25 protein-coding genes and 2 pseudogenes are annotated in these 25106 nt (G+C 62.8%); 14 read left to right on the top strand and 13 right to left on the bottom strand.

Translation table 11 applies throughout. The features are described 5' to 3' along the window. Window positions 1-55: 55 nt before the first annotated feature. The 3 genes from HDG34_RS18440 to HDG34_RS18430 all read right to left on the bottom strand — a co-directional run bounded on the left by HDG34_RS18440 (window position 56) and on the right by HDG34_RS18430 (window position 1575). Window positions 56-334: a hypothetical protein gene (locus HDG34_RS18440; RefSeq protein WP_184061603.1), complete on the bottom strand. Its 279-nt coding sequence runs from the start codon at window positions 332-334 to the stop codon at window positions 56-58. 253 nt (window positions 335-587) lie between these two features. Next, window positions 588-1025: a DUF4399 domain-containing protein gene (locus HDG34_RS18435; RefSeq protein ID WP_090807583.1), complete on the bottom strand. Its 438-nt coding sequence runs from the start codon at window positions 1023-1025 to the stop codon at window positions 588-590. Between the two features lie 46 nt (window positions 1026-1071). Further along, entirely contained in the window at window positions 1072-1575 is a 504-nt protein-coding gene (locus HDG34_RS18430; RefSeq protein WP_184061602.1) for a DUF4399 domain-containing protein, read from the bottom strand. Between the two features lie 313 nt (window positions 1576-1888). Here HDG34_RS18430 and HDG34_RS40175 point away from each other — a divergent pair. Both HDG34_RS40175 and HDG34_RS40170 read left to right on the top strand, forming a co-directional pair. Further along, window positions 1889-2719 (top strand): annotated as a pseudogene (locus tag HDG34_RS40175) (caspase domain-containing protein); the annotation flags it as partial. 105 nt (window positions 2720-2824) lie between these two features. Then, a complete protein-coding gene (locus tag HDG34_RS40170) occupies window positions 2825-3889 on the top strand; it encodes a formylglycine-generating enzyme family protein (protein ID WP_409259433.1) in 1065 nt (354 codons plus the stop codon). Window positions 3890-3917: 28 nt separating this feature from the next. On the opposite strand, the gene HDG34_RS18420 is transcribed toward HDG34_RS40170, so the two are convergent. Then, the gene (locus HDG34_RS18420) at window positions 3918-6008 is read right to left on the bottom strand and encodes a serine/threonine protein kinase (protein WP_184061600.1); all 2091 of its coding nucleotides are present in this window, start codon (window positions 6006-6008) and stop codon (window positions 3918-3920) included. Between the two features lie 433 nt (window positions 6009-6441). Between HDG34_RS18420 and HDG34_RS18415 the strand changes: the two genes are divergently transcribed. From HDG34_RS18415 to HDG34_RS18395, 5 genes are all read left to right on the top strand, one after another. Then, on the top strand, window positions 6442-6708 hold the full coding sequence (locus tag HDG34_RS18415; RefSeq protein WP_184061599.1) for a hypothetical protein: 267 nt from the start codon (window positions 6442-6444) through the stop codon (window positions 6706-6708). A gap of 91 nt (window positions 6709-6799) precedes the next feature. Then, window positions 6800-7102: a hypothetical protein gene (locus HDG34_RS18410; RefSeq protein WP_184061598.1), complete on the top strand. Its 303-nt coding sequence runs from the start codon at window positions 6800-6802 to the stop codon at window positions 7100-7102. 195 nt (window positions 7103-7297) lie between these two features. After that, entirely contained in the window at window positions 7298-7516 is a 219-nt protein-coding gene (locus HDG34_RS18405; RefSeq protein ID WP_184005151.1) for a hypothetical protein, read from the top strand. Window positions 7517-7862: 346 nt separating this feature from the next. Further along, a complete protein-coding gene (locus HDG34_RS18400; protein ID WP_184061597.1) occupies window positions 7863-8069 on the top strand; it encodes a hypothetical protein in 207 nt (68 codons plus the stop codon). A 225-nt stretch (window positions 8070-8294) separates the two neighbouring features. Further along, complete coding sequence (locus HDG34_RS18395) at window positions 8295-8450, top strand: DUF3309 family protein (RefSeq protein WP_018423731.1); 156 nt, start codon at window positions 8295-8297, stop codon at window positions 8448-8450. A 125-nt stretch (window positions 8451-8575) separates the two neighbouring features. On the opposite strand, the gene HDG34_RS18390 is transcribed toward HDG34_RS18395, so the two are convergent. After that, window positions 8576-8764, bottom strand: coding sequence for a hypothetical protein (locus HDG34_RS18390; RefSeq protein WP_184061596.1), 189 nt, complete (start codon window positions 8762-8764; stop codon window positions 8576-8578). A gap of 469 nt (window positions 8765-9233) precedes the next feature. Between HDG34_RS18390 and HDG34_RS40165 the strand changes: the two are divergent. Next, a pseudogene (locus HDG34_RS40165) lies at window positions 9234-9311 on the top strand (AsnC family transcriptional regulator); the annotation flags it as partial. 20 nt (window positions 9312-9331) lie between these two features. Here the strand turns inward: HDG34_RS40165 and HDG34_RS18380 are convergent. The 3 genes from HDG34_RS18380 to HDG34_RS18370 form a co-directional block, all read right to left on the bottom strand. Next, a complete protein-coding gene (locus HDG34_RS18380) occupies window positions 9332-10120 on the bottom strand; it encodes an alpha/beta fold hydrolase (RefSeq protein WP_184061595.1) in 789 nt (262 codons plus the stop codon). Between the two features lie 87 nt (window positions 10121-10207). Beyond that, a complete protein-coding gene (locus HDG34_RS18375) occupies window positions 10208-10555 on the bottom strand; it encodes a DUF4148 domain-containing protein (RefSeq protein ID WP_184061594.1) in 348 nt (115 codons plus the stop codon). A 376-nt stretch (window positions 10556-10931) separates the two neighbouring features. Continuing rightward, complete coding sequence (locus HDG34_RS18370) at window positions 10932-11975, bottom strand: alpha/beta fold hydrolase (RefSeq protein WP_184061593.1); 1044 nt, start codon at window positions 11973-11975, stop codon at window positions 10932-10934. A 304-nt stretch (window positions 11976-12279) separates the two neighbouring features. Between HDG34_RS18370 and HDG34_RS18365 the strand changes: the two genes are divergently transcribed. The 3 genes from HDG34_RS18365 to HDG34_RS18355 all read left to right on the top strand — a co-directional run bounded on the left by HDG34_RS18365 (window position 12280) and on the right by HDG34_RS18355 (window position 14688). Further along, a complete protein-coding gene (locus HDG34_RS18365) occupies window positions 12280-13251 on the top strand; it encodes a LysR family transcriptional regulator (RefSeq protein ID WP_090807598.1) in 972 nt (323 codons plus the stop codon). Window positions 13252-13430: 179 nt separating this feature from the next. Next, window positions 13431-14147, top strand: coding sequence for a cytochrome c biogenesis CcdA family protein (locus HDG34_RS18360; protein WP_090807599.1), 717 nt, complete (start codon window positions 13431-13433; stop codon window positions 14145-14147). 1 nt (window position 14148) lies between these two features. Continuing rightward, entirely contained in the window at window positions 14149-14688 is a 540-nt protein-coding gene (locus HDG34_RS18355) for a thioredoxin family protein (RefSeq protein WP_184061592.1), read from the top strand. Window positions 14689-14772: 84 nt separating this feature from the next. Here the strand turns inward: HDG34_RS18355 and HDG34_RS18350 are convergent, their stop codons facing one another. Then, a complete protein-coding gene (locus tag HDG34_RS18350) occupies window positions 14773-15639 on the bottom strand; it encodes a MipA/OmpV family protein (RefSeq protein WP_184061591.1) in 867 nt (288 codons plus the stop codon). 650 nt (window positions 15640-16289) lie between these two features. On the opposite strand from HDG34_RS18350, the gene HDG34_RS18345 reads away from it, so the two are divergent. Next, a complete protein-coding gene (locus HDG34_RS18345) occupies window positions 16290-17612 on the top strand; it encodes an amidohydrolase family protein (RefSeq protein WP_184061678.1) in 1323 nt (440 codons plus the stop codon). 60 nt (window positions 17613-17672) lie between these two features. Here HDG34_RS18345 and HDG34_RS18340 read toward each other — a convergent pair whose 3' ends face one another. Then, entirely contained in the window at window positions 17673-19889 is a 2217-nt protein-coding gene (locus tag HDG34_RS18340; RefSeq protein WP_184061590.1) for a beta-glucosidase, read from the bottom strand. A 398-nt stretch (window positions 19890-20287) separates the two neighbouring features. On the opposite strand from HDG34_RS18340, the gene HDG34_RS18335 reads away from it, so the two are divergent. Together HDG34_RS18335 and HDG34_RS18330 are read left to right on the top strand one after the other, a co-directional pair. Further along, window positions 20288-20875 (top strand): helix-turn-helix domain-containing protein, encoded by a 588-nt coding sequence (locus tag HDG34_RS18335; RefSeq protein ID WP_184061589.1) that lies wholly within the window; start codon window positions 20288-20290, stop codon window positions 20873-20875. Then, window positions 20872-21399 (top strand): GNAT family N-acetyltransferase, encoded by a 528-nt coding sequence (locus tag HDG34_RS18330; RefSeq protein WP_184061588.1) that lies wholly within the window; start codon window positions 20872-20874, stop codon window positions 21397-21399. The genes HDG34_RS18335 and HDG34_RS18330 overlap by 4 nt, the downstream gene beginning before the upstream one ends. A gap of 13 nt (window positions 21400-21412) precedes the next feature. On the opposite strand, the gene HDG34_RS18325 is transcribed toward HDG34_RS18330, so the two are convergent. From HDG34_RS18325 to HDG34_RS18315, 3 genes are read right to left on the bottom strand one after another with little or no spacing between them, the layout of a single operon-like run. Beyond that, on the bottom strand, window positions 21413-23041 hold the full coding sequence (locus HDG34_RS18325) for an MFS transporter (protein WP_260321211.1): 1629 nt from the start codon (window positions 23039-23041) through the stop codon (window positions 21413-21415). A 6-nt stretch (window positions 23042-23047) separates the two neighbouring features. Then, window positions 23048-23992: an ornithine cyclodeaminase family protein gene (locus HDG34_RS18320; RefSeq protein WP_184061587.1), complete on the bottom strand. Its 945-nt coding sequence runs from the start codon at window positions 23990-23992 to the stop codon at window positions 23048-23050. A 53-nt stretch (window positions 23993-24045) separates the two neighbouring features. Further along, entirely contained in the window at window positions 24046-25062 is a 1017-nt protein-coding gene (locus HDG34_RS18315; protein WP_184061586.1) for a 2Fe-2S iron-sulfur cluster-binding protein, read from the bottom strand. Window positions 25063-25106: the final 44 nt, after the last annotated feature.

Genomic DNA, 25106 nt, shown 5'->3' with positions numbered 1-25106 from the left:
ACGCGCCTGTTGGGGCACGCACACGCGGCCGCCCGGGCCGCGTGTGCGCCGCTCACTACCCGTTGTTGACGTTGCTCGAGTAAATGGTCGGTTGGATGTAGGTGGCCGTACCGCTGACCAGCGCCGAGTCGTTGCCGTTAGCGCTCTGGATGTTCATTTCCGTGTTGATCATCTGCGTCGTGGAGACGTTCTTGATGCTGGTCGGCGCATAGACGGGCGCATAGCTGAGGTACGACGGCATCGAATAGTAGCCGTTGCCACCGCGCACGGCGCTCATCGCCTTGCTGTCGAGTTGTTCGGTGTTGGACAGATCCTTGATCATCAGCGTGTTCATGGCAAATCTCCTGGGAATGGGGAAAGCGCATCATCGAGCGTCGGGATTCGAGCAACTTGTCTGCTCGGGCGCTACTGATGCATGGGCTATGCCAGGAGTGCCTTGCTTTCGTCATTCGCGTCCTGAACGCCTTGTAGCAAAGGCCAGGAAGATCGCACCCGCTGTCCCGACGCTGACGAGCGGCAGAGCGAGACCAGTGAATGGTGGATCGCAGCCAACAGCGCGCGCGACATTGTTGGCTGCTCGATGACAGTCAGCGCGCGATCACCGTGATCTTCTTCGAATACACCGGCGGGTTGTGCGGCATATGCATGTCGTCGCCCATCAACAGCTGCAGCGTATGCTTGCCTGGCGGCAATGAAATCATCGTTTCCGTTTCGCCCGCGCCGAAATGCAGATGATGGCGATCCGAGGGTATCTCCTGATCCATCGGCGGCAGATCGGTATCGATCAGAAGATGATGGTGGCCGGTGTTCGGGTACTTCACGCCTTTCGGCGCGACCCCCATGAAACGCAGACCGAACCACACGCGAAACGGTTTATTGGCGGGCACCACCTGGCCATCGTTCGGATAGCCGATATACGCGTAAGCGCCGGGCGGCGACGGCGTCGCTGCCCACGCGCCCTGCGGCGCGGTCGATACCGTCAGCGCCGCTGCGACGAATGCCGCGGCCGCAATGATTTTCTTCATCAGGACTCTCCGTTCCGGCTTGACCAGTTCGAACGAACGGACCGCGTTAGTTCTTTAGCACGGTGATGGTGATCTTCTTCGAATACACGGGCGGTACGTGCGGCACGTGATTATGGTCGCCGAGAATCAGCTGCAGCGTGTGCTTGCCGGGCGGCAACTCGATGCGCGCGTCGGTTTCGCCCGCGCCGAAATGCAGGTGCTGGCGATCCGATGGAATCTCCTGATCGAGCGCGGGCAAATCCGTGTCGATCAGAAGATGATGGTGGCCGGTATTCGGAAACGCGACGCCCTTCGGACACACGCCCATATTGCGCAGCCCCATGCGCACCCACAGCTTGCCGCCGTGAATCACCGCGCCATCCGACGGCCAGATGATGTACTCCTCGGCCCCCGGCGGAGACGGCGTCTGCTCGGCGCGCGCAACGCCGCCAGTGCCGATACCGAGGCAGACCGCGACGAGCGCCGCGCACACCGCCGCGCGTAATCCGCCGCGACGCGCTTGCGCCGGATCACGACTGCCGAAAAGAAAGGAAACACGGGTTCTTCGCATAGCGCACTCTCCCGAACAGGAGTCATGGCTGGGGCCCGGCTATCGATGACCTTCCGGGTGTTCGAGCGGCATGTCGCGGGTCGAAACCGGCAGGCAGCCCACCTAGTTAAAACGACCGTGTGACGTGACTTTGTGAATCAGCTTAGGACGTAACTTGCCAAAAAGATACGCAATGCTCGTTAACCGTATGACGCGTTAAGGACTCCCGGACAGTTGTGACGCAAAGCGCGTGCTATCGTTAATAAAGAGCGCGGGCAGCGCGAGCCTGGTGCACGAATGCCTGAACTCTGTCCGGTACAAACAGGATATAAAGATGTGGAGACGATTCCTGCTGGTGTGCATGGTTGGGGCAATCCAGGCGCAGTGGGACAGTGCCGGTGCCGCGACGCAACATGAAAGCATCGAGCCGAGCCCGGCTCGGGTAGCGAGTCATCCGGCGCGGCCGGCGGACACCGCTTTGCTCCTTTCACCCTTTGCTTCGTCACGCGACGACACGCATTCTCGGCGTGTCGCGCTCGTGATCGGAAATGGCGAGTACGGTGACGCCGCTAACCCGATCCGCGCCAACGCGCCGCGCGACGCCGAATCGATCGGCGCTGCGCTCCGTGCGCGTGGCTTCGAAGTCATCACGCGCACGAATGCTACGCCGCCGCAGATGCGCGCGGCCATCGACGAATTTCAACGACGATTGCGAACGGGCGATATCGGAGTGTTCTATTTCGCCGGACACGGCATGCAGGTAGGCGCACAAACGCTGCTTTTGCCGGCGGAACTCGATGCGCGAGCCGACATCCGCGCGCCGGTGTCGCTACTGAATAACGGCGTCGATCTGAATACCGTTTTGCATGCGATGCAATCCGCCCGTGTCGGCCGGCTCAATCTCGTGATTCTCGATACGTGCCTCGACAATCCATTTGCCCCCGCCGCGGTTGCGATCGATAAACCGAGGATCGCTGCCAACACCGTGATTGCCTATGCAACCGCACCGGGCGGTTTCGCGGCGGACGGTCCGCGGCATGGCGTCTATACCGATGCCTTGCTGCAAGCGCTCAACGACGCCGGCGCATCGTCTCGATCGCTCGCCGCGCTGTTCCGACAGGTCGGCGCCGAAGTACGCGTCGCTACACGCGGAACGCAGCAACCGTGGCTCTCTGTCGCGCGTTCATCCATTCCCACAAGTGGCGAAGGCGCTATCGAGTCGTCGAATACGTCAGAGCGTCGCGCCATCACGCCGCGCAGTCGCGGCATCATGCCCAAGGAAAGCGGCGAACAATACGAAATCACGTTCTGGGATTCGATCAAGGACAGCAACTACCCAGCCGATTACGAGGCTTATCTGAAGGCCTATCCGAATGGCCGCTTCGCCACACTCGCGCATGCGCGTATCGATCGATTGCGCGCGGCGGCATCGACTCCCGCGGTGAGTGCCGCGCCGGCTGCACCGCCAGCCGCGCCCGCGACGCAAAGCGGTCACGTCGCGCCACCCACGCCGCCTGCCCAGGTCATGCATCCCGCGACGCAAGCCAGCGCAGCCGCGCCGCCGCCGCGCCCCGCTGCCGCGCCATTCGCCGAAAAGACCGTCGCCCATCCCCCGACGGCCGGTGAAATCCGCGACTGCGCGGCCTGTCCGGTCATGATCGCGGTACCCGCCGGCTCGTTCGCAATGGGCAGCAATACCGACGATCCGTCGGAAAAACCCGTGCATCACGTGAGCATTGGCGCGCCCTTCGCGATCGGTAAATTCCCCGTGACGGTCGAGCAATGGAACGCGTGCGTCGCCGCCGGCGCCTGCCAGAAGCTGACGCCGGAGAGCAATAGCATCAAGACCGCACCCGCGCGCGATCTCAGTTGGGACGACGCGCAGCAGTACGTCAAGTGGCTCGCCAAAACGACCGGCAAACCGTACCGTCTGCCGACCGAAGCCGAATGGGAATACGCGGACCGCGCCGGCACCACGACCGCGTACTGGTGGGGCGAGCAGATGCGCAAGGGCAACGCCAATTGCAAGGACTGCGGCGACCCGTGGCACAAGGAAGGCCCGGAAAACGTCGGCACGTTCGCCGCGAATCCGCTGGGTCTGTACGACATGAACGGCGGCGTCTGGGAGTGGACCGCCGACTGTTGGCACAACACCTATCAGGGCGCGCCCGTCGATGGCCACGCGTGGGACTCGCCCGGCTGCGAGATGCGCGCGATTCGCGGCGGCTCATGGCGCGAAGGCGGCGACTACATGCTCAGCGCGACGCGCTTCAAATACAGCGCGGGCGTGCGCCAATCGCAGAACGGTTTTCGCGTCGTCAAGGATCTGCACTAAAAGCCGTGTCGATTGGCTTCCTGACGGATCATCGCGTCGCGGGTTTGGTCGTAATCGGGGCGAAGTCCGCCAACAGGTGATCCTGCCCGTATTGACCGCCAATCTGCTTGAGCCGGGTCTCGAGCGCGCGCAGATAAACAGCGCGCGCTTCGCTTTCCGGGCGCAGCTTGTCGAACAGCGGCACCGGCGTCACCATCAGCACCACCATTTCCGAGCCGAACGGCTTCGATACGGTCCAATCGCCCGCATTGCTGCCGATCGTGTACGGACCGCCGTTCGCCTGCATCTGATTGTCCGGCCACTGACGACTGGGCACCATGTGCACGACGTGGCCGTCTAGCTGGTAGTAGTCGACGGTCGCAAAGGAATCGAACGGCGGCGCTTTCAGGTCGACCACCAGCGAGTCGTTCTCGGTCAGAAAACCGCTTGGCGGACGCATCTGCAGCGACGCCACGCGCCCCGCCTGCCAGTTGCGCACCAGAAACGGCGCGAGCGTTTTGACGAAGTCGCATTTATCGTCGGCGAGCGGCCGCACGTCTAGCGAAACCGTATCGACGCCAGGCAGCGCCGCCAACGTCTCCTTCAGATGCGCGGCACCGTATCGCTGCGACAGGAAACCGCGTACCGTCAGTGCGTGGTCCTGCACCGCGCCCGATAAAGCCGAACACGGCACCTGGGCAAGCGTGGGCGTAATCGCGGCGAGCGTCAACGCGGGCTTCGACGCGGGCGCCGGCGTTGTCTGCGCGACATTCGTTGCAGGCGCGACAGCGGACGCCCCAGCCGCCCGATCGACCTGATCGCCCTGTGATCGCGCCGCCTCGGTTTGCGCGGCTTGCTGCCGGCTGGACCCCGAGCGAAAAGCGAACACGCCCACGGTGACCGCGCACACGACGGCGAGGCCAGCGAGCCCGACCCACGCGAGCGTCCCGGACTTCTCCGCGCGCGCTTCATTGTCGAACTCGGCGATAAAGCGCACGACGCTCGGTATCCGCGTATTGCGATCGAACGACAACGCGGCACGCAACGCGCGCCACTGTCGCGCATCGAGATTCGCCGGACGCTGCGGCTTGAAATCGGCATTGCGCGCCTGCGTGGCCGACAGGCGATCGAACGGATGATGTCCCGTCAACAGCTCGTACGTGATGCAGCCAAGCGCGTAGATATCGTCGCGCGGGTCCGGCTCGCGATGCTCGATCATCTCCGGGCTCGCATAGGCCGGCGTCAACGCGCCGAGACTGCCGGGATCGAACACCGTCGCGTCGCTCTCCTCTTCAGGCCGCTGGAATACGCGCGCGATGCCGAAGTCGATCACTTTCACTTCGGCATTCGTGGTCAAAAACACGTTCGCGGGTTTGAAATCGCAATGGACGAAGCCGCGCTCGTGCGCGTACGCGAGCGCCGCGCACATGCCGCGCACGATCGGCAGCGCGGCCCGCACCGGCATGCCCTGATAGCCCGGCGTGCGCAGCAGCTGGCTCAGGGGTTTGCCGCTCAGGTACTCCATCGTCAGATAGACGATCGGCCCGTCGCGGTCGAAGTCGTAGACGGTGATGATGTTGCGATGCGCGAGTACCTGCGCCTTGCGCGCCTCGCGCTGCAGCGCGACCAGCGAATTCGGATTGCCGCGAAACTGGACGTTCAGCACCTTGATCGCGAGATAGGGCTTGCGATCCGACGCTTCGAGCTTGCGCAGATCGAGCGCCTTGTACACGGTGCCCATGCCGCCCACGCCGAGACACTCCTCGAGCACGAAGCGGTTGTTCAGCGTATCGCCGATGCCTTTGATGGTCTCGTGCGCGGCGCTGCCGGCAGTACTCGCGGCGCCCGCACTCGCAGCGCTCGACGAACGCAGCGACGGTAGATCGACCGAGGTCTGGATGCCGGTTTCCTCGCCACCCGCCGCGACGTTCGACACGCGCAGCAGCTCGATGCGCCGCCGCACTTCCAGGTAGAGATCGTCGGGCAACGGCGACCGATGATGCGCGGCGTACAGCGTCTCCAGCAGCCGCGTCGGACCGAGTTGCTCGGTCGCCAACGCGCTGTCGAGCTGCGCGACGAACTCGTCACGCGATAGCTCGCCGCTCTGGAAGTCGAGAATCACACGCGCAAGGCTAGCCATTTGTGCGAAGCACCGCCGTTGCCGCTGGACCGTGTCGCATGCGACCGACGCCACGCGGGTCGATAGAAAACCTGTCGTATCCAGTTACATGTGCCGTTTCGATACTAGCTCCCGGTCCGCGCTTTCGCAAACCAGGCAAACCAGGCATGAGCCGCGCGCCGCGCCGCGTGCTGGCTCGCGCAATGTCGTGCGCCATCCAACAGGGTCCGCCGCGATGTCGGACGGCGGCCACCGCTCCGAGCGCGTCAGCGTGCTTCGAGCTGACCGGCACGGTGGTCCCTCCACGCGCAAAACCCTTATACGACAGGGCTGCGCCGATTTCCTCAGGATCCTTGATTAATACTGGCACAGCCTGTGCATTAGTGATGTCCGAGCAAACGAATTGCTCGAAACCACTCGCAACACTGCGAAAACTTCTTTCAGGAGACTCACCATGAAAACGCTGATGATCAAAGACCTGTCCGTCACCGAACAACTCGACAGCAAAGCCATGCAAGCCGTACGCGGCGGCTTCGGCCCGAGCAAGTACTACAGCTTCGCCCCGGTCTATGCGCCGACCAGCGTCAAGAACACCACCACCACGCAACTGATCAGTAACGAACTGAACTTCCAGAACACCAACGGCAACGACGTTGCGCTCGCCACCGGCATCACGTCGGACTTCTCGCCGTATATCAATTCGAGCAACAGCAACCACTAATAGTGCGTGGCGCGGCGAGGCGCCCGCTGCCGCGGGCCGCTTCGCCGCGAGCCATTCATGTCCGCTTTCCGTACGTCTTTGGAGAAACGCCATGTCATCCCTCATGATTCGCGATCTGTCCGGCACGCGCGAACTCGACCGCCGGGCCATGTCCGGGATCGCCGGCGGCACCGGCAGCAACGTGCCCATGCCCTCGGGCCTTGGTGGTCTCGGCAGCCTTGCCGGCCTCGCCAACGTCAACGTCAACGTCAACGTCACTCAGAATCTGGCTCAGCAGCAAATCGTCAACGTCGCAGCGCTCAATGACATCGGTTCGATCGGCCCAGGCGTCGTGCTGCCGCTGAAGCTGAGAGTCGACCCTATCCTGTCGGGCGCCAATTACTCCGCCGTGTAAGCCGGGGCAGCAGCGGGGGACTGGGGGTTCCTTCACTGCCGCGGCAACACCACGGCCATGCGCGCCGCGAATGGATTTCCTATACTGATAGTGCGTTGAGACCTCAATACAACGAATGACACGCCGAACACATTCCGAGCACGGCGGCCGGCACCCGAACGGGTCTGGCCGCCGGAGCGTTTTTCTGGAGCCATCATGGCCAAGCTGAGCATCAAGGATCTGACCGAAAGCGTCGAACTGGACCGCGAGGCGATGGCCGCGATCGTCGGCGGCGCCCGTGTCGGCGCGCGCTCGAGTCTCGCCGCGCCGCTGGTGCCGGCCGCGATGCGAGTCGTCGAATACCCGCCGGGCTTTCCGGCCGCGCATCTGCGTATCGCGGAAGCAGCCTCGCCGCGTAGACGCCAGCGCCGCTAGCATTCCTCGCCGGGGCGTTTCACCATCACGGCACGCGCATATGGCGCGTGCCGTTTCTGTTTGCGCTTGCGATTGAGTGTTGGACGCCTGAGTTCGCCACGCGCGACGCTGCGCTGCGCCCCAACCATTCGCACGTGACTCGTGGGACGCGCGCAAACACATCGACGCGCAATCGCGATCGTGTTCAGTGCGATTCAACGCGGCTATCGCGCGGATCCTTGCCAGGCTTCGCATCGCGGCCCCCGCTCCATGTTGCGGCGCACGTTCCCTCACATTGGCATAGGCCTTGCAGAAATCGATGCGGGCGCCGCACTGTGCTCGCCTTTCCACGTCAAGGAGAAATGCCATGAAAGCCACTGTGATCATTAAAGACCTGCCGCCCGGCGCGGGCGAGCCATCCGACGAGAAAACGCTGAGCGCCGAACAGATGAAGACGCTGCGCGGCGGCCGCTCGGTAGTCGTCAAGGTGGACGGTGGCGGCACGGGTAGCGTCGACGATTGGGACATCAACACCGCGATCTTCGAAGGCCGCATCAGCGGAACCTATCTATAGGACGCGCGACGTGTCCGCAATTGGAAAACGGCACCCGGCTCAGCTTTTGAGCGCGACGGGTGCCGTTTTCAATTGGCTCGAGAATCTCCGCACGCGCCGCGCGCCGCCCCGGTGATCTGATTAAAGGATCGACCTTGGGCACAAGGTTTGCTGCCTGGGGATTACCCTGCGGCCTTGTGGCCAACGTAGATAAAGCAGGTCTCTCAACCAGGCGGAGGTCATAACATGCTAGGAACCATTCTTCTAATCGTGCTGATTCTGCTGCTGATCGGCGCATTTCCAGCGTGGCCACACAGCCGATCGTGGGGCTATGGTCCGACCGGTGGACTCGGCATCGTACTGATCGTGGTGATCGTTCTGCTGGTTGCCGGTGTGATATAGACCACGCGTAGTGGACTGGAACATGAGGCGGGCCGCCGTCTATCCGCGCGATGTCGCGTGCCGGTAGGTGGCGGCTTCGCTTTTTCGTCGTTGCCGAAGCACTCGATGGAAAAGTTACTGGCCAATCAGGTCGCGCCGATTACCGGCGCGAGTGCGGAATCGGCTATGGCATCGATATGGCTAAAGCCCGATACGCGGACCATCGGCGTTGCCGTCGTTCGATTGCTCGAATAGATCGACATCTTCGAGCCAGGCACGCTGCCTGCTGAAACTCCTGCGTATTCGAACTCCAATACGAAAGGAGATGACATCATGCCTTACTTACTTGGCTGGCTGCTCGGCGTTCCAGTGATCGTATTGATCATCCTGTACCTCATTTTCCATTGATATCGCGCGGTACAGACGATAAGGATGACGTTGTTCCCGCGGCGGCGGTATGCGGATCGTTTCATGGTCAGCGTACCGTCGCCACCAGCGTGCCTATCCCTACCAGCAAGCTCCCCCATCAGACAGTTCACGATGCGCAGCCGCGTCGGCCGCTGTAGAACCGTACGCAGACGGTGCGGGAAGAGTGCCGTCGATGCCAGGCCCAACGCGAATATCAGCGCAAAAGTACTGCCCAGCAAAAGGTACTGATGATTGGCCGACCAATGCGCTTCATTCGACGAGGTACTGATGGGACAGAACTGGTGAAGCCGCAAACGTGCCGTATCTCCATTGTCTGAAGCCTCGAAAACGAAGGGTATATCCGCGGCTATGTCGCATTGCTCGATCAGCAAAAACAAGATCGCAGGCATTCGCCATAGCCGCTCGATGTTCGCGCTGCGCTGCATGAAGAGCATTCCGTCAATCGCAATCTGATTGACAAGACTGCGCGCGCTTCAATGCGCGGCCCGCGAGGCGGCGATGATCGCGTCGGCCACGGCCTGCGGCTGGCTCAGCATCGCGACGTGACTGGTGGCGACGCGCGTGATCTTCGCGTCGATGTGTTTCGCCATCTCCAGTTGCAAGGACGGATCGATCATGCGGTCGCGGCCCGACACCACGAAGTACGACGGCTTGCCATGCCACGCGGCGTTCGTCACCTTGTCGTCGATACAGCCAGCGGCCCAAGGCTGCTGGGTCGCCGCGATCAGGCGCTTCTGCGGCAGCGGCAGATCCTGCGCGAAGTCGTCCAGCACCGCCTTGGTCGATAGCGTCAGATAACCCGCCGAGTCCTTGCGCAATTCGCTCGCCCAGACTGGCGCGGGTTGGTCCTTCGTGATGTCGGCAATGGACTGACTGTTGTCCGGCGCAAATGCCGCGACGTACACGAGGCTCTTCACCTTGTCGTCGTTGCCGGCCTCGCTGACCACCACGCCGCCCCATGAATGGCCGACCAGAATCACAGGCCCGTTCTGCTGCGCGATCACGCGCCGGGTTGCCGCCACGTCGTCGGCGAGCGAGCTCAGCGGATTCTGCACGGCCACCACGTGCAGGCCGCGCGCTTCGAGCAATGGGATCACTTTGTCCCAACTGGACCCGTCAGCGAAAGCGCCGTGTACGAGAACGACGTTCTTGCCCTTCAGGTCATCGGACGGCGCCGCCTGCGCGGACTCCGTGGCCTGCAACGCGCACAGTCCGCCCAGCAACAGAACGGAACCCAGAATTTTTTTCAGCAGCGTGGTCATCGTTTTTGTCTCGACAGGTGAGTTAAACCAGGAGTCCGCGCGTCGACGTGAGCCGATGCACGCGGACGGCCTGCTCATTTGCATCGATCACGAATGCGCGTAGATGGAACCGAGGCCGACGATGTGGGAGCCGTCGTACACGCGATCCGCCGCCGCGCGCTTCATCGGCACGTGCGAGCCCGAAGCGGAACTGCCGTTCGCGACGCCACCGTAGGCGGCCGCGTCATGGCCCGCGCTGATGCGCGCCTCGGCCGCTTCGATGTTCTGCGGGTATTGCGTGTTGTCGCTGGCCGGGTTGTAGCCGGCCTTTTCCAACTGGACCAGTTCCGCGCGGACTTCGGCACGTGTGAGTGCCTGTTGCGGCTGCGATTGCGCGAACGAAACGACGGGAACGGCGACGAGTGCGGCGACGATCAGCGATTGAACGAGTTTCATGAGTCTTCTCCGGGTATCGAACCATCAGGGATAAGGATTGAGCGGGACGCGAAGCCATCGACGCAGATACACTGTGACGTCCCGCCTGATTCACACGCAACGTCGTGAATCAACCTTGCGTGAAGACATTAGAACGCTCCAACGTATCTGCAATGTTTTCGTCATCCCCCATTTCTGCAAGCGTGTTTGTCTGCGTATGCCGTTGATACATTGCGATACAAAAACCCACTTCCGAACCTGCCGAGCAGGGCCGGCGTCGCATGCGTCGTGCGGGTTGCAGGTGGGTTGCAAATGGCCCGCTCATGAAAAAACCCCAGCAGCCGTACGTTCGACTGCTGGGGTTCCGTTCAGAAGAAGCCGGCGCGCGCCGGCTCCATCAAAGGCGGGTGACGTCGAGAATCGCATCCGCAAAGGCTTTCGGCGCTTCCTGCGGCAGGTTATGGCCGATGCCGCCGCTGATATTGCGGTGCTGATACTTGCCGGTAAACTTCTTCGCGTATGCTGCGGGCTCGGGATGCGCGGCGCCGTTCGCATCGCCTTCGAGTGTGATGGTCGGCACCGCGATCGTCGGTCCGGAGGCGAGGCGCTTTTCGAGTTCGTCGTATTGCGGCTCGCCCTGCGCGAGTCCCAGACGCCAGCGATAGTTGTGAATCACCACGGCAACATGGTCCGGGTTATTGAACGATTCGGCGGAGCGCTCGAACGTGGCGTCGTCGAAATTCCATTTCGGCGAGGCGGTATGCCAGATCAGCTTGTTGAAGTCATGACGGTTCGCTTCATAGCCCGCGCGGCCGCGCTCCGTGGCGAAATAGAACTGATACCACCACGCCAGCTCGGCCTTCGGCGGCAACGGCGCGCGGTTCGCGTCCTGGCTGCCGATCAGATAGCCGCTCACCGACACCATCGCCTTCACGCGTTGCGGCCACAGCGCGGCGACGATGTTCACCGTGCGCGCGCCCCAGTCGAAGCCGCCGAGCACGGCCTTGTCGATTTTCAGCGCGTCCATCAGGTTGATGATGTCGACCGCGACCACCGCCTGTTGACCGTTGCGCGGCGTATCCGCCGACAGAAAACGCGTGCCGCCGTAGCCGCGCAGGTAAGGCACGATCACGCGATAACCGGCCGCCGTCAGCAACGGCGTCACTTCGGCAAAGCTGTAGATGTCGTAAGGCCAGCCATGCAGCAGAATGACCACCGGTCCGTTCTGCGGCCCCGCTTCCGCGTAGCTGACGTTCAGCGTGCCCGCATTGATCGAGCGAATGTTCTCGAACGACGCCACGCGCGCGCCCGCTTTCGCATTGCCGGCCGCGTCGGCCGAGTGCGCATGCGCGAGCCCGCTCAGTCCCAATTCGAGCAGGCTGATACCGGCAACCGCCGTTCCGAGAAAGCGGCGGCGGCGATTATTGATCTGATCCGACATGGCTGTTCTCCTTCAAGCAAAGGCTTTGATATGGAATTGATCGGGTCCGCTCGCGGGTGATATCGCACAGCCGCATGCGAGCGCCGTGCAGGCAAAGCGGACTTCAATGGCAATCTCAAACGAATCGAACGAGACGGGTAGAGCGAATCTGAAACCGGAGATGCCTTGACGACTGAACCACTGGCTTACCGCGGTCGCGACGCTTGAGATGGATAGTGACAGCGCAAGCCTTCATCAGCAAGAGCAACTAAGTTCACAAATCGTTGCCTTGTGGGCAACACATTAACCGCAATCGACAAATCACATGCGCGAGATCAACCAGCAACGCCTTCGCTACTTCAACGAGGTGCTCACGCACGGCACCATCCGCGGCGCCGCCGAAAGCATCAATACGTCACCCTCCGTGATCACGCGGCAGATCAAGCTGCTCGAGGACGAACTCGGCGCGGTGCTGTTCGAGCGGCAGCCGCGCGGAGTCAGGCCGACCGAAGCGGCCACGCATCTGCTCGAATTCTGGCGCGGCTACCGTTCGCAGCAGGAGAAGCTCGAAGATCAATTGCATGCGTTGAAAGGCCTGCAGCGAGGGCAGATCCGGCTCGCGGTCAGCGAAGGCTTCGTCGATACGCTGGTCGACGATGTGCTCGCGCCATTCTGCGTCCAATATCCAGAACTCGAAATCGGCCTCGATATGCTCGCGGTCGACGCGATCCAGGAAGAAGTCGCCGAAAGTCGTGCGCATATCGGGCTTGCGTACAATCCGCCGCCTCATGCGCGCCTCGAGCATCGCGCGAGTTCGCCGCAGCCCGTCGTATTGTTGCTAAGAAGCGACCATCCGCTCGCGAAGCGCAAGCGACCCGCGACGCTCGACGACCTGCGCGCGTGGCCGCTCGCGTTGATGCCACCGACCTTTGGGATCGGTCATGTCGTCAAGATGACGGAACTCGCCGAAAACGTGTCGATTCCCGCGACGCTGACCACCAACTCACTGAGCGCATTGAAGCGCTTCGTCACGGTCGACAACTTCATGACGCTGATCGGCGAATTCGCTGCCTACCGCGAAATCGCGAGCGGCGAATTGACGACGATACCGATCGCGCATCCGCTGTTTTCCGGCGCGCAGGCGCGTGTGCTCGTCAAGACCGGCCGGCCGCTCGCACCGGGACCTCTCGAATTGCTGCGCTGGATCGAGGAGCGTATGCCGATGTTCTCCACGTCCAGCGCAAATAGCGTCGCAGCCGCGACGGGAACCGCGGTGCGTAAGCGCAGGGCGCGCTGAGCCAGCGTTCGGCTACCGCCGCCCCGCCCCCGCGCGCATCGGTTGCTCAACCGATTTGTGTCGCAATGTATCCGCGCCATACGCAGACACACTACATTGCAAGCGCGCCCGGTCCCCGACATAAACCAGATACGTGCGGGCGTTCCAATACGGCCATCCCAGCCAACGGAACGCCCATCATGCACAGTACTCTCGAAACTCCGCTCGCCCTGCTCGCCGGGCTGCTGACGATCGCCTCTCCCTGCGTGCTGCCGGTGATGCCGATCCTGCTCGGCACTTCCGTCGAACGACCGAGCCGCACGCGGCCACTGTTCATCGTCGCCGGCTTCATTCTGACTTTCGCGTCTTTCGCGCTGCTATTGGGCGCGGTGTCGAGCACCGTGCACGTCGCGCAACAGGTACTGCGCAATACCGGCATCGCGTTGCTCGCACTGTCCGGGCTTCTGCGTATCTGGCCGCGACCTTACGACTGGCTCGTCGCGCAACTGCAAGGGCCGCTCGAGCGCATCGGCGCGGCCATTGCGCCAGCTACGCAACCCGGCAGCGGCAACGCGGGCGGCTTCGTGCTCGGCATGTCGCTCGGCGCGGTATGGACGCCCTGCGCCGGCCCCGTGCTCGCGTCGATTCTGGTGCTCGTCGTGAAGGCTCAGGATCTCGGTTGGTCGGCTCTGCTGCTCACGCTGTATGCGATCGGCGCGGCGATTCCGATGCTCGCGATCATCTACGGCGGCCATTACGTGACGCGTCATGTACGTGTGGTCTCACGTCACGCGGAGCGCCTGCAACAGGTATTCGGCGTACTGGTGATGCTGACCGCCCTCGCCATCTATTTGCAGTACGACGTGCTGCTGTACGCGCGGCTCGCCGGTCTTTTCCCCTCACTCAAAGGACTTTGACATGACTACCCGCTTGAAAACCTTCGCACTGTCCACCGCGTTTGCCGCCTGCGCGTTGATCGCGACGAGTACGGTCGCCATCGCCGCGCCGCCGGAAAGCGGCTCGCCCGCACCCGAGCTCACAGGCATCACGCAATGGCTCAATAGCGAGCCGCTCAAATTGCAGCAATTGCGCGGCAAAGTGGTACTCGTCGACTTCTGGACCTATAGCTGCATCAATTGCGCCAACACGCTGCCTTACGTAAAAAGCTGGAACCAGAAGTACAAGGATCAGGGGCTCACGGTGATCGGCGTGCATACGCCGGAATATCCGTTCGAACGCGACACCGGCAACGTGAAGACCGCGCTGAAACGGCTCGGTATCAGCTATCCGGTTGCGCAGGACAACCAGTACGCCACCTGGAATGCCTATAACAATCAGTACTGGCCCGCGTTCTATCTGATCGACAAGCAAGGTCATATCGTCTACACGCACTTTGGAGAAGGCGCCTATGCGCAGACCGAGGCCAGGATTCAGGCGCTGCTCGCGCAGAAGAATTGACGAAGCGCTTGCTGACTCGTAGAACAGGAAAGCCCGCTGCACCCACGCGATCGGGTGCAGCGGGCCTTCGTTTTTGGCAGACGACTAAAAGAGGTAATTGGCGAAAAGGCCGTACGTAATCTGACTCGTCTTTTCGGTGATGGGGCTGTCGGTCGCGTCGCCGCGCAGCCACGCGAACGACACGCTCGCGCCAACGTTCCAACGCGTTGCGATCCGGTAAACCCCGTTGACTGAGAAGCGCAACTGGTTCAAACCGGAGCTGGCCGAGTAGGTCGGCAATCCCGAGCGCGCGCTCTGCTCGGAATTCACGCCAAAATAGGTTTCGTTGTACTTGTCGCTTCCCCACGTCAGGCCCGGGCCTGCGCTGAGCGTCAGTCGCGCAATGGGTTGATAGCGTCCCAACAGATCGAAAGTCGCGACGGTGCCGCGATCGTTGCCGGCAATATCGGTCAAAACGCTCGCGCGCGCCGTGACGAACTCCCACGTATAAACACCGAACAGCTCCGCATGCGCGGTGCGTTTGACGTCGCCGAGTCCGTGCAGCCGCGAGTCGTCGGACTCGCTGCGCGGTTCGATGAAATCGTAGGTCAACGCCGCGCCGACGCGCCAGTTACTATCACGATACAGATATGCGCCCAGCGATAGCACCGAGCCCGCGTCTGGATTCGCGCCGATAAAGAAGCGGTCGTAATTCACGCTCACCGACGGCACCGCCTCCCATTTCGTGCCACTCGCGCCCGGAAATTTCGGCATGTTCACGACCCCTGCGCCAACCGCGAAGCGCCACGGGCTCGCACCCGCGCCAGGCGCCTGCGTCACTTCCGGCGCGCCGATGGAGAACAGGCTTTCCGACAAACCGAGCGTATCGTCGGCCATCGCGGTAACGGCAAACAGCGACAAGCCAGCCCCCGCCAGCACCTTGAGCATACGCGGCTTTGACACATCGATCATTTCTGTTTCTCCGTGAAAAAATTAAAAAAGACTGAATGCGACTTTTCCGATCCCGGCATTCATGGAGTGGCGGCGAAATTGTGAAATAGTTGAGTTTCTAATTGCAGCGGCGTTAAAAGAATGACCGATCGCCTCGCTCGATAATCGCGATGATAGAAAATACGTTTGTAATAGCCGATGCATCCGCTTTTTTAGGGCGTTTGTTTGGCACATCCCCCCAAGCAGGGTAGGGAATCGCGCCTTATTTCGGGGGATTCACTTACAGAATACGTGGCGTGAGCATAGCCCGTTCTTTTCGCCCGTCGCAAGCATATTTTTCTAATTACATGCTGCAGCCGCGTAATCGAGTAATAGATGCAATTTCAATGCTTGTATCAAGCGACGCGGAATTTGCCATCCTCGTTCGTAGGCGATAATCTGTGCGGGCTTGACTTTCGCGTCGCCAGGTGTGAAATGTAGTCAGATGGCGGCTTTCGATGCACGGTGATCTACGTTACGGGTGAGCTATGCCTTCAGGAAAGTACATCGGCGATAAAACAGTCAGTTCGTCGTTTTCATGTCTTTGTGACAAGTCTCAAGCGCAGTATGCCAACCGCCGTATCAGTGCCGATCTGTCGCGGCGCGGCTTCGTCACCGGTCTCGCCGCTTCGATGCTGAGCCTGGTTCTGCCCGGTCTTGGCAATGCTCAAACCACCCAACCGCCAGCACCGCCGGACAAGCCGGTGCTGTTCACGAACTTCCGCTTGTTCGACGGCAAATCGTCGACGTTGCGTGACGGCCTCTATATGGTTGTCGAGGGTGACAGCATCAGCCAGTTGGGTCGGGGTCAACCGGCTTCGATCGACGGCAAAACGCTCGTCGATTGCGATGGCAAGGTGATGATGCCCGGCATGATCGACATGCACTGGCACGCTCTGCTCGCGGCAGTGCCGATTCAGGTCATCCTTCAATCCGACATTGCTTTCGTCCATCTTGCGGCAAGCGCTGAAGCCGAACGTACGCTACTGCGCGGCTTCACGACGATACGCGACGCGGGCGGCCCGTCATTCGCGCTGAAGCAGGCAATCGATAGCGGCATGATTTCCGGGCCGCGAATCTATCCGTCCGGCGCGATGATCACGACCACCGGCGGTCACGGCGATTTTCGTGCGCTGAGCGATCTGCCGCGCGCCGGCAACCAGGTCACCCAACTGGAACGGGACGGTGGCTTCGCGATCGCCGACAGCGAAGACGAAGTCCGCTTGCGGGTGCGCGAGCAGTTCATTCAGGGCGCGACGCAGATCAAGCTGGTCGGAGCCGGTGGGGTATCGACGCCGCGCAGCCCGCTCGACATGCTCACGTTTACCGAAAAGCAGTTGCGCGCGGCCGTCGAAACAGCGGCCGACTGGGGCACCTATGTCCTCTCGCATGCGTACACGCCCGAAGCGGTTCAGCGCTCCGTTGCGGCAGGCGTGCAGTGCATCGAGCACGGTCATCTGATGGACGACAGGACTGCGGCGTTGATGGCGAAGAACGGCACGTGGTTGAGCACGCAGCCGTTCGTCAACGAAGACGACGCGGGTCCGCTCGCCCCACCGATCCGCGAAAAATTTCTTCAGGTGATCGCGGGCACGGACAGGGTTTTCAAACTCGCGCGCAAGCATGGCATCAAGGTCGCGTTCGGAACGGACCTGATCTTTTCGCAGGCCGTGGCCGCGCGGCAAGGCACGATGCTCACGCATATGAAGGCGTGGTATGGCGCAGCCGAAGCATTGGGCATCGCAACGGGCACCAATGGCCAGCTACTCGCGCTGTCCGGGCACCGCAATCCGTACCCGCGCAAGCTCGGTGTACTCGAGGAAGGTGCGTACGCCGATCTGCTGCTCGTCGACGGCAATCCGCTCGAGAATCTCGACCTGATCGCGAACCCGGAGCAGAACCTGCGCATCGTGATGAAGGATGGAAAGTTCTACAAGAACACGCTGAAAGCGTAATCGACAATTCAGGCGGGCGCGCAACCTGGCGCGCCCGCATTAACTACACCGTCACACTATTTAGCCGTGCCCCTGCAGACGGATGTCGCGCGACGATGCGCCGACGTACACCGAGCTGCCCGGCACATAGAGCCAACGGTTGCTCGTCGTATCCCACACGCTCTGCATGCGCTGCGTCACGACAACGTGCACACGACGCGATTCGCCCGGGTTCAGACCCACCTTGTCCCAGCCGACGAGACGCCGCGGCGGTTCACCCTGATACGGCACGCCGAGGTACACCTGCGGCACTTCCGCACCGGCGACGCGACCATCGTTACGCACGTTGAACGACACGTCGATCAGGCCGCCCGGCAGATGCTGAACCGACAGACCCGAGTAGGCGAAGTGCGTGTACGACAGGCCATAGCCAAACTCGAACATCGGCGTGATGTTCTGCGAGTCGTACCAGCGATAGCCCATATCGAGCTTCTCGGCGTACACCGGGTTCGCCGCAAACGCGCCATTCGTGCCCCACGTCGGCGTATCCTGGTCGCGCACCGGGAACGTGACGGGCAGCTTGCCGGAAGGATTGACCTTGCCGAACAGCACATTCGCAATCGCATTGCCGCCGCCTTCGCCCGGATACCATGCTTCGATGATCGCCGACACGCTATCCTTCCACGGCATCAGCACCGGGTTGCCGCTTTCGACGACGACGATCGTGTGCGGATTGGCCGCCGCAACCGCTTCGACGAGTGCATCCTGGTTGGTCGGATTCGCGAGGCCCAGGCTCGGCAGATCGCCGATATCCTCACCGGCCGGCTGCGCGACCACGACGATCGCGACGTCGGAGTTGGCCGCCAGCGTGGCCGCCTGGGTGATCTGCTGCTGCGTGTAGGCGGCAAACGGCGACTGCTGATCGCTGTTGCCGGCGAAGGTCACGGTGGCCTGCGGCGCGAGCGCCTTGATCGCCGACACGATCGGCGTATTCAGCTTCAGCCACGGGTTGGTCCACCAGCTGCAGCCCGTCTCCGTGCCGAACGTCAAGCCGCCGCAACCGGCGAACGCGCCCGTCACCGGATCGCGCGTGTTGCCTGAACCGCCGCCCGTCAGCACCGCCGCGTCGGCATGGCCGCCGATCACCGCGATACGCGACAGCGAACCAGCGGCGAGCGGCAACTGATTGCTGGCGTTCTTCAGCAGTACCATCGACTGCTCTTCGACCGACTGCGTGAAGGCTCTCGCGGCCGAGAAGTCGATGGTCGCGCCACCCTTCGGCGGATCGTCCATCACGCCCGTGCGGATCATCACATACAGCTTGCGCTCGACCATGTCGTCGAGGCGCGCGGTCGACACCGAGCCGTTCGCGATCGCCTGTTTGACCAGCGTGGGCGTCAGATAGACGGTCGAACCGACGTCTTCCTCCTCGTCGAGACCCGCATTGATCGCCGGTGCCGTGCTATGCGTCGCGCCCCAGTCCGACTGCACCTGACCTTCGAAGTGCCAGTCGTTCTTCAGCACGTCGTTGAGAATGTGCGGGTTCTCGCAGGCCTGGATGCCGTTGACCTCGTTGTAGCTGCACATCACGCTGCCGGGCTGCGCGCGGCGCGCGGCGATTTCGAACGGCAGCAGATAGAGCTCGCGCATCGTGCGCTCGTCGATCTGGCTATTGCCGCCGCCGCGGTTATGTTCCTGCTCGTTGCCCATGTAGTGCTTGATCGTCGCGATGACCTTCTGGCTTTGCGTGCCGTCGGTGCGCTCGGCGAGCATCTCGCCGGCAAGCACCGGATCTTCGCCGAGATACTCGAAGAGCCGGCCACCGCGTGGCTCACGCGCGAGGTTGGTGCCACCGCCGAGCCCCATGCCGAAGCCCTGCTGACGCAACTGGATCGCGATCTGCTTGCCGAAGTTCCACGACAGCGCGCGGTCCCAGCTCGCCGCTACCGCGAGCGTCGCCGGGAAGGTCGTCGATGGCTGGTTGGTGCTGCCCGAACCCGTGGCCGAGTCGACCATGTTCAGGTCGGGAATGCCGAGACGCGGCACGCCCTGAATGTAGCCCGCGCCGCCGCCCGGCACGGCGGACATCGCGTACTCCGAGTGAATGAACTGCAGCTTTTCGTCGATCGTCATCTGGTTGACGAGCGTTTCCGCGCGCCGATGCGCCGCGGCCGACGCGAACGCGTTCAGCACCGTCGACATGGGCGCGAAGTCGAGACCAGGAGTGGGTATTTCCGCGTGCGCAGCGGCGCTCACGGCCGCCGCTATCGCGACGGCCGGCCATAGTTTCTTCTGCATAGGTGTCTCTCCGAAATTGTGCTTTTCTGGGGCAACGGAGCGCGTCGGGGGTGGGAAGCGGACGCGAAAACAGGCATGCAGCGATGACTGCAAACGTTTGCCTGTGGGAAGAAGAATCGGCGCAACTGGATGGGCTGTAGCGACTCTTCGTGGTGAATAATGTAGGAATGTAGTCTCACTACAGCATCGGTATTTATACCAATACGTGTAATTTTATGCGTAATGGGGCGTAAGGCTTTTCCGACACAGGCTAATTGAAAGTTAGCGAATCAAAACGAATAAAGAGTCGGCAATTTTGTGGGGGTTTTTATTCAAATTGGTGAGTGGGCATTTGCGCATTGACAACAAAAAAGCCGCCGTCTAGTTTACTGGAAACCGCATCCCTTAAACTGGATTACATGGACATCAACGCCCAGATCGCGCGCCGGATCAAAGAACTGCGCGACGCTCAAAATTGGTCGCTCGATGCACTGGCCGAGCGCAGCAAAGTCAGCCGCTCGAATATCTCGCTGATCGAGCGCGCTCAGAGCAGCCCTACCGCGACCGTGCTTGACAAACTCGCGACCGCGTTGAACGTGCCGCTCGCGTCGCTATTCGAGCAGGATGGCGCGCCGGCTGCCGAGCCATCGCCGGTCAGTCGCGCGACCGAGCAGGCGGTGTGGACCGATCCGAGCTCGGGGTATGTGCGACGTCATCTGTCGCCGACCGCGCGCTCGGCGATCCAGTTGGTCGAGGTCAACTTTCCCGCCGGTCAGCGCGTCAGTTACGAAACCGGCGCGCGCGACGCGGACATTCATCAACAGGTGTGGATGCTCGACGGGTCGATGGAAATCACGGTCGGCGACACCAACTGGCGGCTCAAGACCGGTGACTGCCTGGCAATGCGGCTCGACAGCCCGATCGTGTTCCGTAACCCCACCCGCAAACGCGCGCGCTATCTCGTCGCGCTGACCACATCGCCAGTCAACGAACGGAGAAACGGATGAGCGATAACGTGACCATACGGCGCGTCGGCGCGAACGGAGCTTCGGCCTGCGTCGAAGCGCTCGCCGACGTGCTGATCGACTGCGTGGAAGGCGGAGCATCGGTCAGCTTCATGCTGCCGATCTCGCGTAACACGGCGCTCGCGTTCTGGCGCAACGTCGTGGAGAGCGTCGCGCGTGGCGAGCGCGTATTGCTGATCGCCGAAGATCACAGCGGCGATATCGTGGGCACCGTGCAGCTGATTACCGCGCAACCCGAAAATCAGCCACATCGCGCCGACGTCGCGAAGATGCTCGTGCACAGAAAAGCACGCCGGCGCGGCGTCGCGCACGCTCTGATGAGCGAACTCGATCGCATCGCGCGGGAAGAGAAGAAATCGGTTCTCGTGCTCGACACCGTAACCGGCGGCGATGCCGAACGGCTTTATCAGCGCGCCGGATGGCAACGCGTCGGCAGCGTGCCGAATTACGCGCTGATGCCCGACGGCGCGTTGTGCGCCACGACGTTCTATTGCAAACAGCTTTGACCCGCACCAGCGCTCATTCGCTTACTGCGACTGACGCGACCTCGCGTCCCAATCGCTGCACGCGAATCAGCGGCACGAGCGACACGGCGAGGCATGCGAGCACCATTGCCGCGCTCACCGCGAGCAACGCGTGGTCGATGGCCTGCACGAGCGCGACGCGCGCCGCGGCGATCAGCGCGTCGCCGTCGAACCCCGCCGCGCGGGCATCGCGAATGAAGCTCGCGACGTCGCGAGACGTCAGCAGTACTTGCGGGCTGTGCGCGGCGGGCGCAACCCACGGCGCGTCCGTATCGATACCGTGCCCTTGCAAAACATCGGCCACCCGTTGGCGATACAGCACGTGCACGATTGTGCCGACCACGGCCGTTCCAATCATGCCGCCCACCATCCGCGCCGACTGGATCATAGCGGTCGCAATGCCAAGCTGACGCTTGCCCGCCACCTGCTGCGCAAACACGGTCAGATTCGGCATCACGAGACCGATCCCGACGCCGCCCGCAGTCAATGCGGCCATCAACGCATGACCGGTCTCCATGCGTTCGGCCGCGACGCCCCAACACGCCACGCCCAGCAACGCGAAGCCGACGTACAGCAGCACGTTGGGCTTACGCAGACGCGTGACGACGCGCGTATTCGCGATCGTGCCGACGGTGATGCATAGCACGAGCGGCGTCACCATCACGCCGGCGCGATCCGCGTTGAGACCCATGCCGCCTTGCAGCAGCAACGGCACATAGAACAGCAGCGCGAACATCGCCAAGCCCATCAGCATCGACAACGCGAGCAACGCGATGATGGCCCGCTCGCGCAGCAACGCCGGCGGCAGAATCGGATCGGCCGCGCGCAGTTCCTCGCGCACGAGCAGCGCGCCCGCGCTCAATGCCACCACGCCGAACGCGATCGTCGAAACCTTCAGCGTCTGGTGCGCGAGCGATTCGACGAGCAGTTGCAACGCACCGAGTCCGGCTGCGATCAACAATGCGCCGCGCCAGTCCGGGCTCAGCTTGCCGCGCAGTTGATGGCGAATGTTCGGTAGATGTCGGGCAGTCAGATAAAGACTGAGCACGCCGACCGGAAGGTTGACGAGAAACGCGGAGCGCCAGCCGTAGTGCTCGCTCAGAAAGCCGCCCAGCGAAGGCCCTACCGCATTCGCGACGCCGAACGCGCTCGAAAACAGCACCTGCCAGCGCAGACGCACGACGGGATCGGGAAACAGATCGGGAATCGACGCGAAGCAGGTGCCCACCAGCATGCCGCCACCGATCCCTTGCAACGCGCGAAACAGCACCAGCGCCTGCATGCTGTGCGCGGCACCGCACAGCACCGACGCGGCCGTGAACACGACGATCGCGATCACGATCAACGGCTTGCGTCCGAACCAGTCACCGAGCCGCCCGAAGATCGGCACCGTGATGACCGAGGCGAGCAGATACGCAGTCGCGACCCACGCATAGAGATTAAAGCCTTTCAGCTCGGCGACGATGGTAGGCAACGCGGTGCCGACCACGGTCTGATCGATCGCGACCATCATCACGACGCTCGACAAGCCAAGCATCGCAAAGAGCGACTGACGGAACGAGCGGGCCGTGTTGGGCGGCGATGTGCCGTGCGGTATGGCGCCGGGTGGCGTGCCGTTGCTCATCGGCGTTCAGGCGCGCTGTGCGGCCGCTTCGCGAGCGACATGCTTGCGCCACGCGAGCCCGGCGAGCGCAACGTCCTGCAAGCCGATGCCGACCGCCTTGTAGACGACGATGTCCTCGGACCGCACGCGTGCGTTGGCGCGCCCTTCCAGCACGTCGCCGAGTTCGACTACGTTGCGCCAGTCGAACGTGCCGGGCGCGGCCTGCACCAGGTCGCCGGCCTCTTCCCTTGCCTGTTCATGCAGTTCAACCACGATGCGCGACGCGCGCGCGAGCGTCGTGTCGTCGAGCTCGCGCGTGTAGGGCAGGCTCGACCCGATGGCCGCGACCATCGCACCGGGCGCAAGCGTCGCGCCATCGAACAGCGCACCGGTCGCGCGCGTCGCGGTGACGATCACGTCGGCATCACGCACCGCCTCGGCGGCTTCGCCTGCGGTGGCCTTCACGCCGCGCGCACGGTGACGCGCGTTGAGTTCGTCGACGACCTGCTCCACGTTATCGAGGCCGACGATTCTGAACGACTGCAAACCGGTATGCGCGGCGAGCGCCTGCGCATGCGCGCGCCCCTGCACGCCGGTGCCGAAGATCGCGACGGCGCGCGCATCTTCGCGCGCGAGCGCTCGCACCGCGAGCACCGTGGTCGCGGCCGTGCGGATTCGCGTGAGCGCGTTCGCGTCGAGCGTGGCGAGCGGGCGGCCGTCGTCGGTTGAAAACAGCACGATCGAGAACAAGAAGCGGCCGTTGATCGTCGTGTACACCTTCGCGCCGGTCACGCCAGCTTCGGGCAACACGGCGCCGAGCGTCGATAGCTTCACGCCGCCCGCTTCGGTGCGCACGCGCCGCTGCACCGCCGCGCGTCCCCGCGACAGTGCGCGAAACGCCTGCTCGAGCGTCGGGATCGCTTCGTCGAAACCCACGAGCGCATCGATCTGCGCGTCGTTCAGATGAATCATGGAGAATGCTTCCTTGTGCGAATCTGATGACTGGATGGCGCGCGTGCCGCGCGCTACACGAGCGCCGCTGCGGCGTGCTGGAACGTAAAGCTGTCCGAGTACAGATGATCCACGCTCGCGCCCTTCGCGATGAAAGCGGCCTTCGCCTCGGCGATCATCGCGGGCGAGCCGCACAGATAGACCGCGTGCTCCGACAGGTCCGCATGGTCCTCGCACACCGCATGCTGCACATAGCCGCGCCGCCCGCTCCATGCTGTGTCCGCGCGCGACAACACCGGCACATAGCGGAACTCGTAGAGACGCTCCGCCCAGCGGCCGATTTCGTCATGCAGATACAGGCCGTCGGCCGTTCTCGCGCCCCAGTACAGCGCGACGGGCGGGCAATCGGGATCGTCCATCAGCGATTCGAGCATCGCTTTCACCGGCGCCAGGCCGGTGCCGGTCGCGACCATCAGCAACGGACGATAGTCCTCTTCGTGCAGTCGGAATCCGCCGAGCGGCAGTTCCACGTCGAGGCGGTCGCCCGGTTTGAGCTGCGCCACCACACGATCGGTGAACCGGCCGCCCGCGATCTTCCGCACATGAAAGTCGACGAGGCCGCCCGCGCGCGCGGCGGATGCCATCGAGAAGCTGCGATGACTACCGTTTTCGAGCATCACGTTCATGTACTGACCGGGCCGGTAAATCATTTCGGCATCCTCTGGAAGCGCGAGCGTGAGGTGCGTGACGTCGTGCGCCAGCAAGCGTACCGCCTCGACGCGCACCGTATGACGCGCCGGCTCCGATGTCGGCGCACCGGTGTGGCCCGCGCCGATCACAATGTCGCTGCGCGGCCGCGCCTGACACGCGAGCGCAAATCCCGCCTGCGCCTCCTCCTCGGTGAGTCCGAGCGGAAACTCCTCGTAGTCGAGCGTGCCCTCGTGCACTTTCACGCGGCACGTGCCGCAACCGCCGAACTGACAATCGTGCGCAAGCGGCACGTCCGCGCGTAGCGCGGCGGCGAGCAGCGATTCGTCGCGCTCAGCGCTGAAGCACGCTCCTGTTTCGAGCACCTGAATCCGGTATGACATGACGCCACCTCATGACGATGCGATGCGAACGACAGGACCGCCGG

This window comes from Paraburkholderia sp. HC6.4b (assembly GCF_014200875.1).
Lineage (GTDB): Bacteria > Pseudomonadota > Gammaproteobacteria > Burkholderiales > Burkholderiaceae > Paraburkholderia > Paraburkholderia tuberum.
This window is presented reverse-complemented; position numbering and strand designations above follow the sequence as displayed.

What these genes read in the sequence shown, in the direction of transcription:
- HDG34_RS18390 (WP_184061596.1), bottom strand. Translation starts at nt 8,764, where the DNA reads ATGATGTCATCTCCTTTCGTATTGGAGTTCGAATACGCAGGAGTTTCA.
- HDG34_RS18360 (WP_090807599.1), top strand. Translation starts at nt 13,431, where the DNA reads ATGCACAGTACTCTCGAAACTCCGCTCGCCCTGCTCGCCGGGCTGCTG.
- HDG34_RS18440 (WP_184061603.1), bottom strand. Translation starts at nt 334, where the DNA reads ATGAACACGCTGATGATCAAGGATCTGTCCAACACCGAACAACTCGAC.
- HDG34_RS40170 (WP_409259433.1), top strand. Translation starts at nt 2,825, where the DNA reads ATGCCCAAGGAAAGCGGCGAACAATACGAAATCACGTTCTGGGATTCG.
- HDG34_RS18345 (WP_184061678.1), top strand. Translation starts at nt 16,290, where the DNA reads ATGCTGAGCCTGGTTCTGCCCGGTCTTGGCAATGCTCAAACCACCCAA.
- HDG34_RS18320 (WP_184061587.1), bottom strand. Translation starts at nt 23,992, where the DNA reads ATGATTCATCTGAACGACGCGCAGATCGATGCGCTCGTGGGTTTCGAC.
- HDG34_RS18435 (WP_090807583.1), bottom strand. Translation starts at nt 1,025, where the DNA reads ATGAAGAAAATCATTGCGGCCGCGGCATTCGTCGCAGCGGCGCTGACG.
- HDG34_RS18410 (WP_184061598.1), top strand. Translation starts at nt 6,800, where the DNA reads ATGTCATCCCTCATGATTCGCGATCTGTCCGGCACGCGCGAACTCGAC.
- HDG34_RS18330 (WP_184061588.1), top strand. Translation starts at nt 20,872, where the DNA reads ATGAGCGATAACGTGACCATACGGCGCGTCGGCGCGAACGGAGCTTCG.
- HDG34_RS18395 (WP_018423731.1), top strand. Translation starts at nt 8,295, where the DNA reads ATGCTAGGAACCATTCTTCTAATCGTGCTGATTCTGCTGCTGATCGGC.
- HDG34_RS18420 (WP_184061600.1), bottom strand. Translation starts at nt 6,008, where the DNA reads ATGGCTAGCCTTGCGCGTGTGATTCTCGACTTCCAGAGCGGCGAGCTA.
- HDG34_RS18405 (WP_184005151.1), top strand. Translation starts at nt 7,298, where the DNA reads ATGGCCAAGCTGAGCATCAAGGATCTGACCGAAAGCGTCGAACTGGAC.
- HDG34_RS18415 (WP_184061599.1), top strand. Translation starts at nt 6,442, where the DNA reads ATGAAAACGCTGATGATCAAAGACCTGTCCGTCACCGAACAACTCGAC.
- HDG34_RS18325 (WP_260321211.1), bottom strand. Translation starts at nt 23,041, where the DNA reads ATGAGCAACGGCACGCCACCCGGCGCCATACCGCACGGCACATCGCCG.
- HDG34_RS18380 (WP_184061595.1), bottom strand. Translation starts at nt 10,120, where the DNA reads ATGACCACGCTGCTGAAAAAAATTCTGGGTTCCGTTCTGTTGCTGGGC.
- HDG34_RS18370 (WP_184061593.1), bottom strand. Translation starts at nt 11,975, where the DNA reads ATGTCGGATCAGATCAATAATCGCCGCCGCCGCTTTCTCGGAACGGCG.
- HDG34_RS18340 (WP_184061590.1), bottom strand. Translation starts at nt 19,889, where the DNA reads ATGCAGAAGAAACTATGGCCGGCCGTCGCGATAGCGGCGGCCGTGAGC.
- HDG34_RS18335 (WP_184061589.1), top strand. Translation starts at nt 20,288, where the DNA reads ATGGACATCAACGCCCAGATCGCGCGCCGGATCAAAGAACTGCGCGAC.
- HDG34_RS18400 (WP_184061597.1), top strand. Translation starts at nt 7,863, where the DNA reads ATGAAAGCCACTGTGATCATTAAAGACCTGCCGCCCGGCGCGGGCGAG.
- HDG34_RS18365 (WP_090807598.1), top strand. Translation starts at nt 12,280, where the DNA reads ATGCGCGAGATCAACCAGCAACGCCTTCGCTACTTCAACGAGGTGCTC.
- HDG34_RS18350 (WP_184061591.1), bottom strand. Translation starts at nt 15,639, where the DNA reads ATGATCGATGTGTCAAAGCCGCGTATGCTCAAGGTGCTGGCGGGGGCT.
- HDG34_RS18430 (WP_184061602.1), bottom strand. Translation starts at nt 1,575, where the DNA reads ATGCGAAGAACCCGTGTTTCCTTTCTTTTCGGCAGTCGTGATCCGGCG.
- HDG34_RS18375 (WP_184061594.1), bottom strand. Translation starts at nt 10,555, where the DNA reads ATGAAACTCGTTCAATCGCTGATCGTCGCCGCACTCGTCGCCGTTCCC.
- HDG34_RS18355 (WP_184061592.1), top strand. Translation starts at nt 14,149, where the DNA reads ATGACTACCCGCTTGAAAACCTTCGCACTGTCCACCGCGTTTGCCGCC.
- HDG34_RS18315 (WP_184061586.1), bottom strand. Translation starts at nt 25,062, where the DNA reads ATGTCATACCGGATTCAGGTGCTCGAAACAGGAGCGTGCTTCAGCGCT.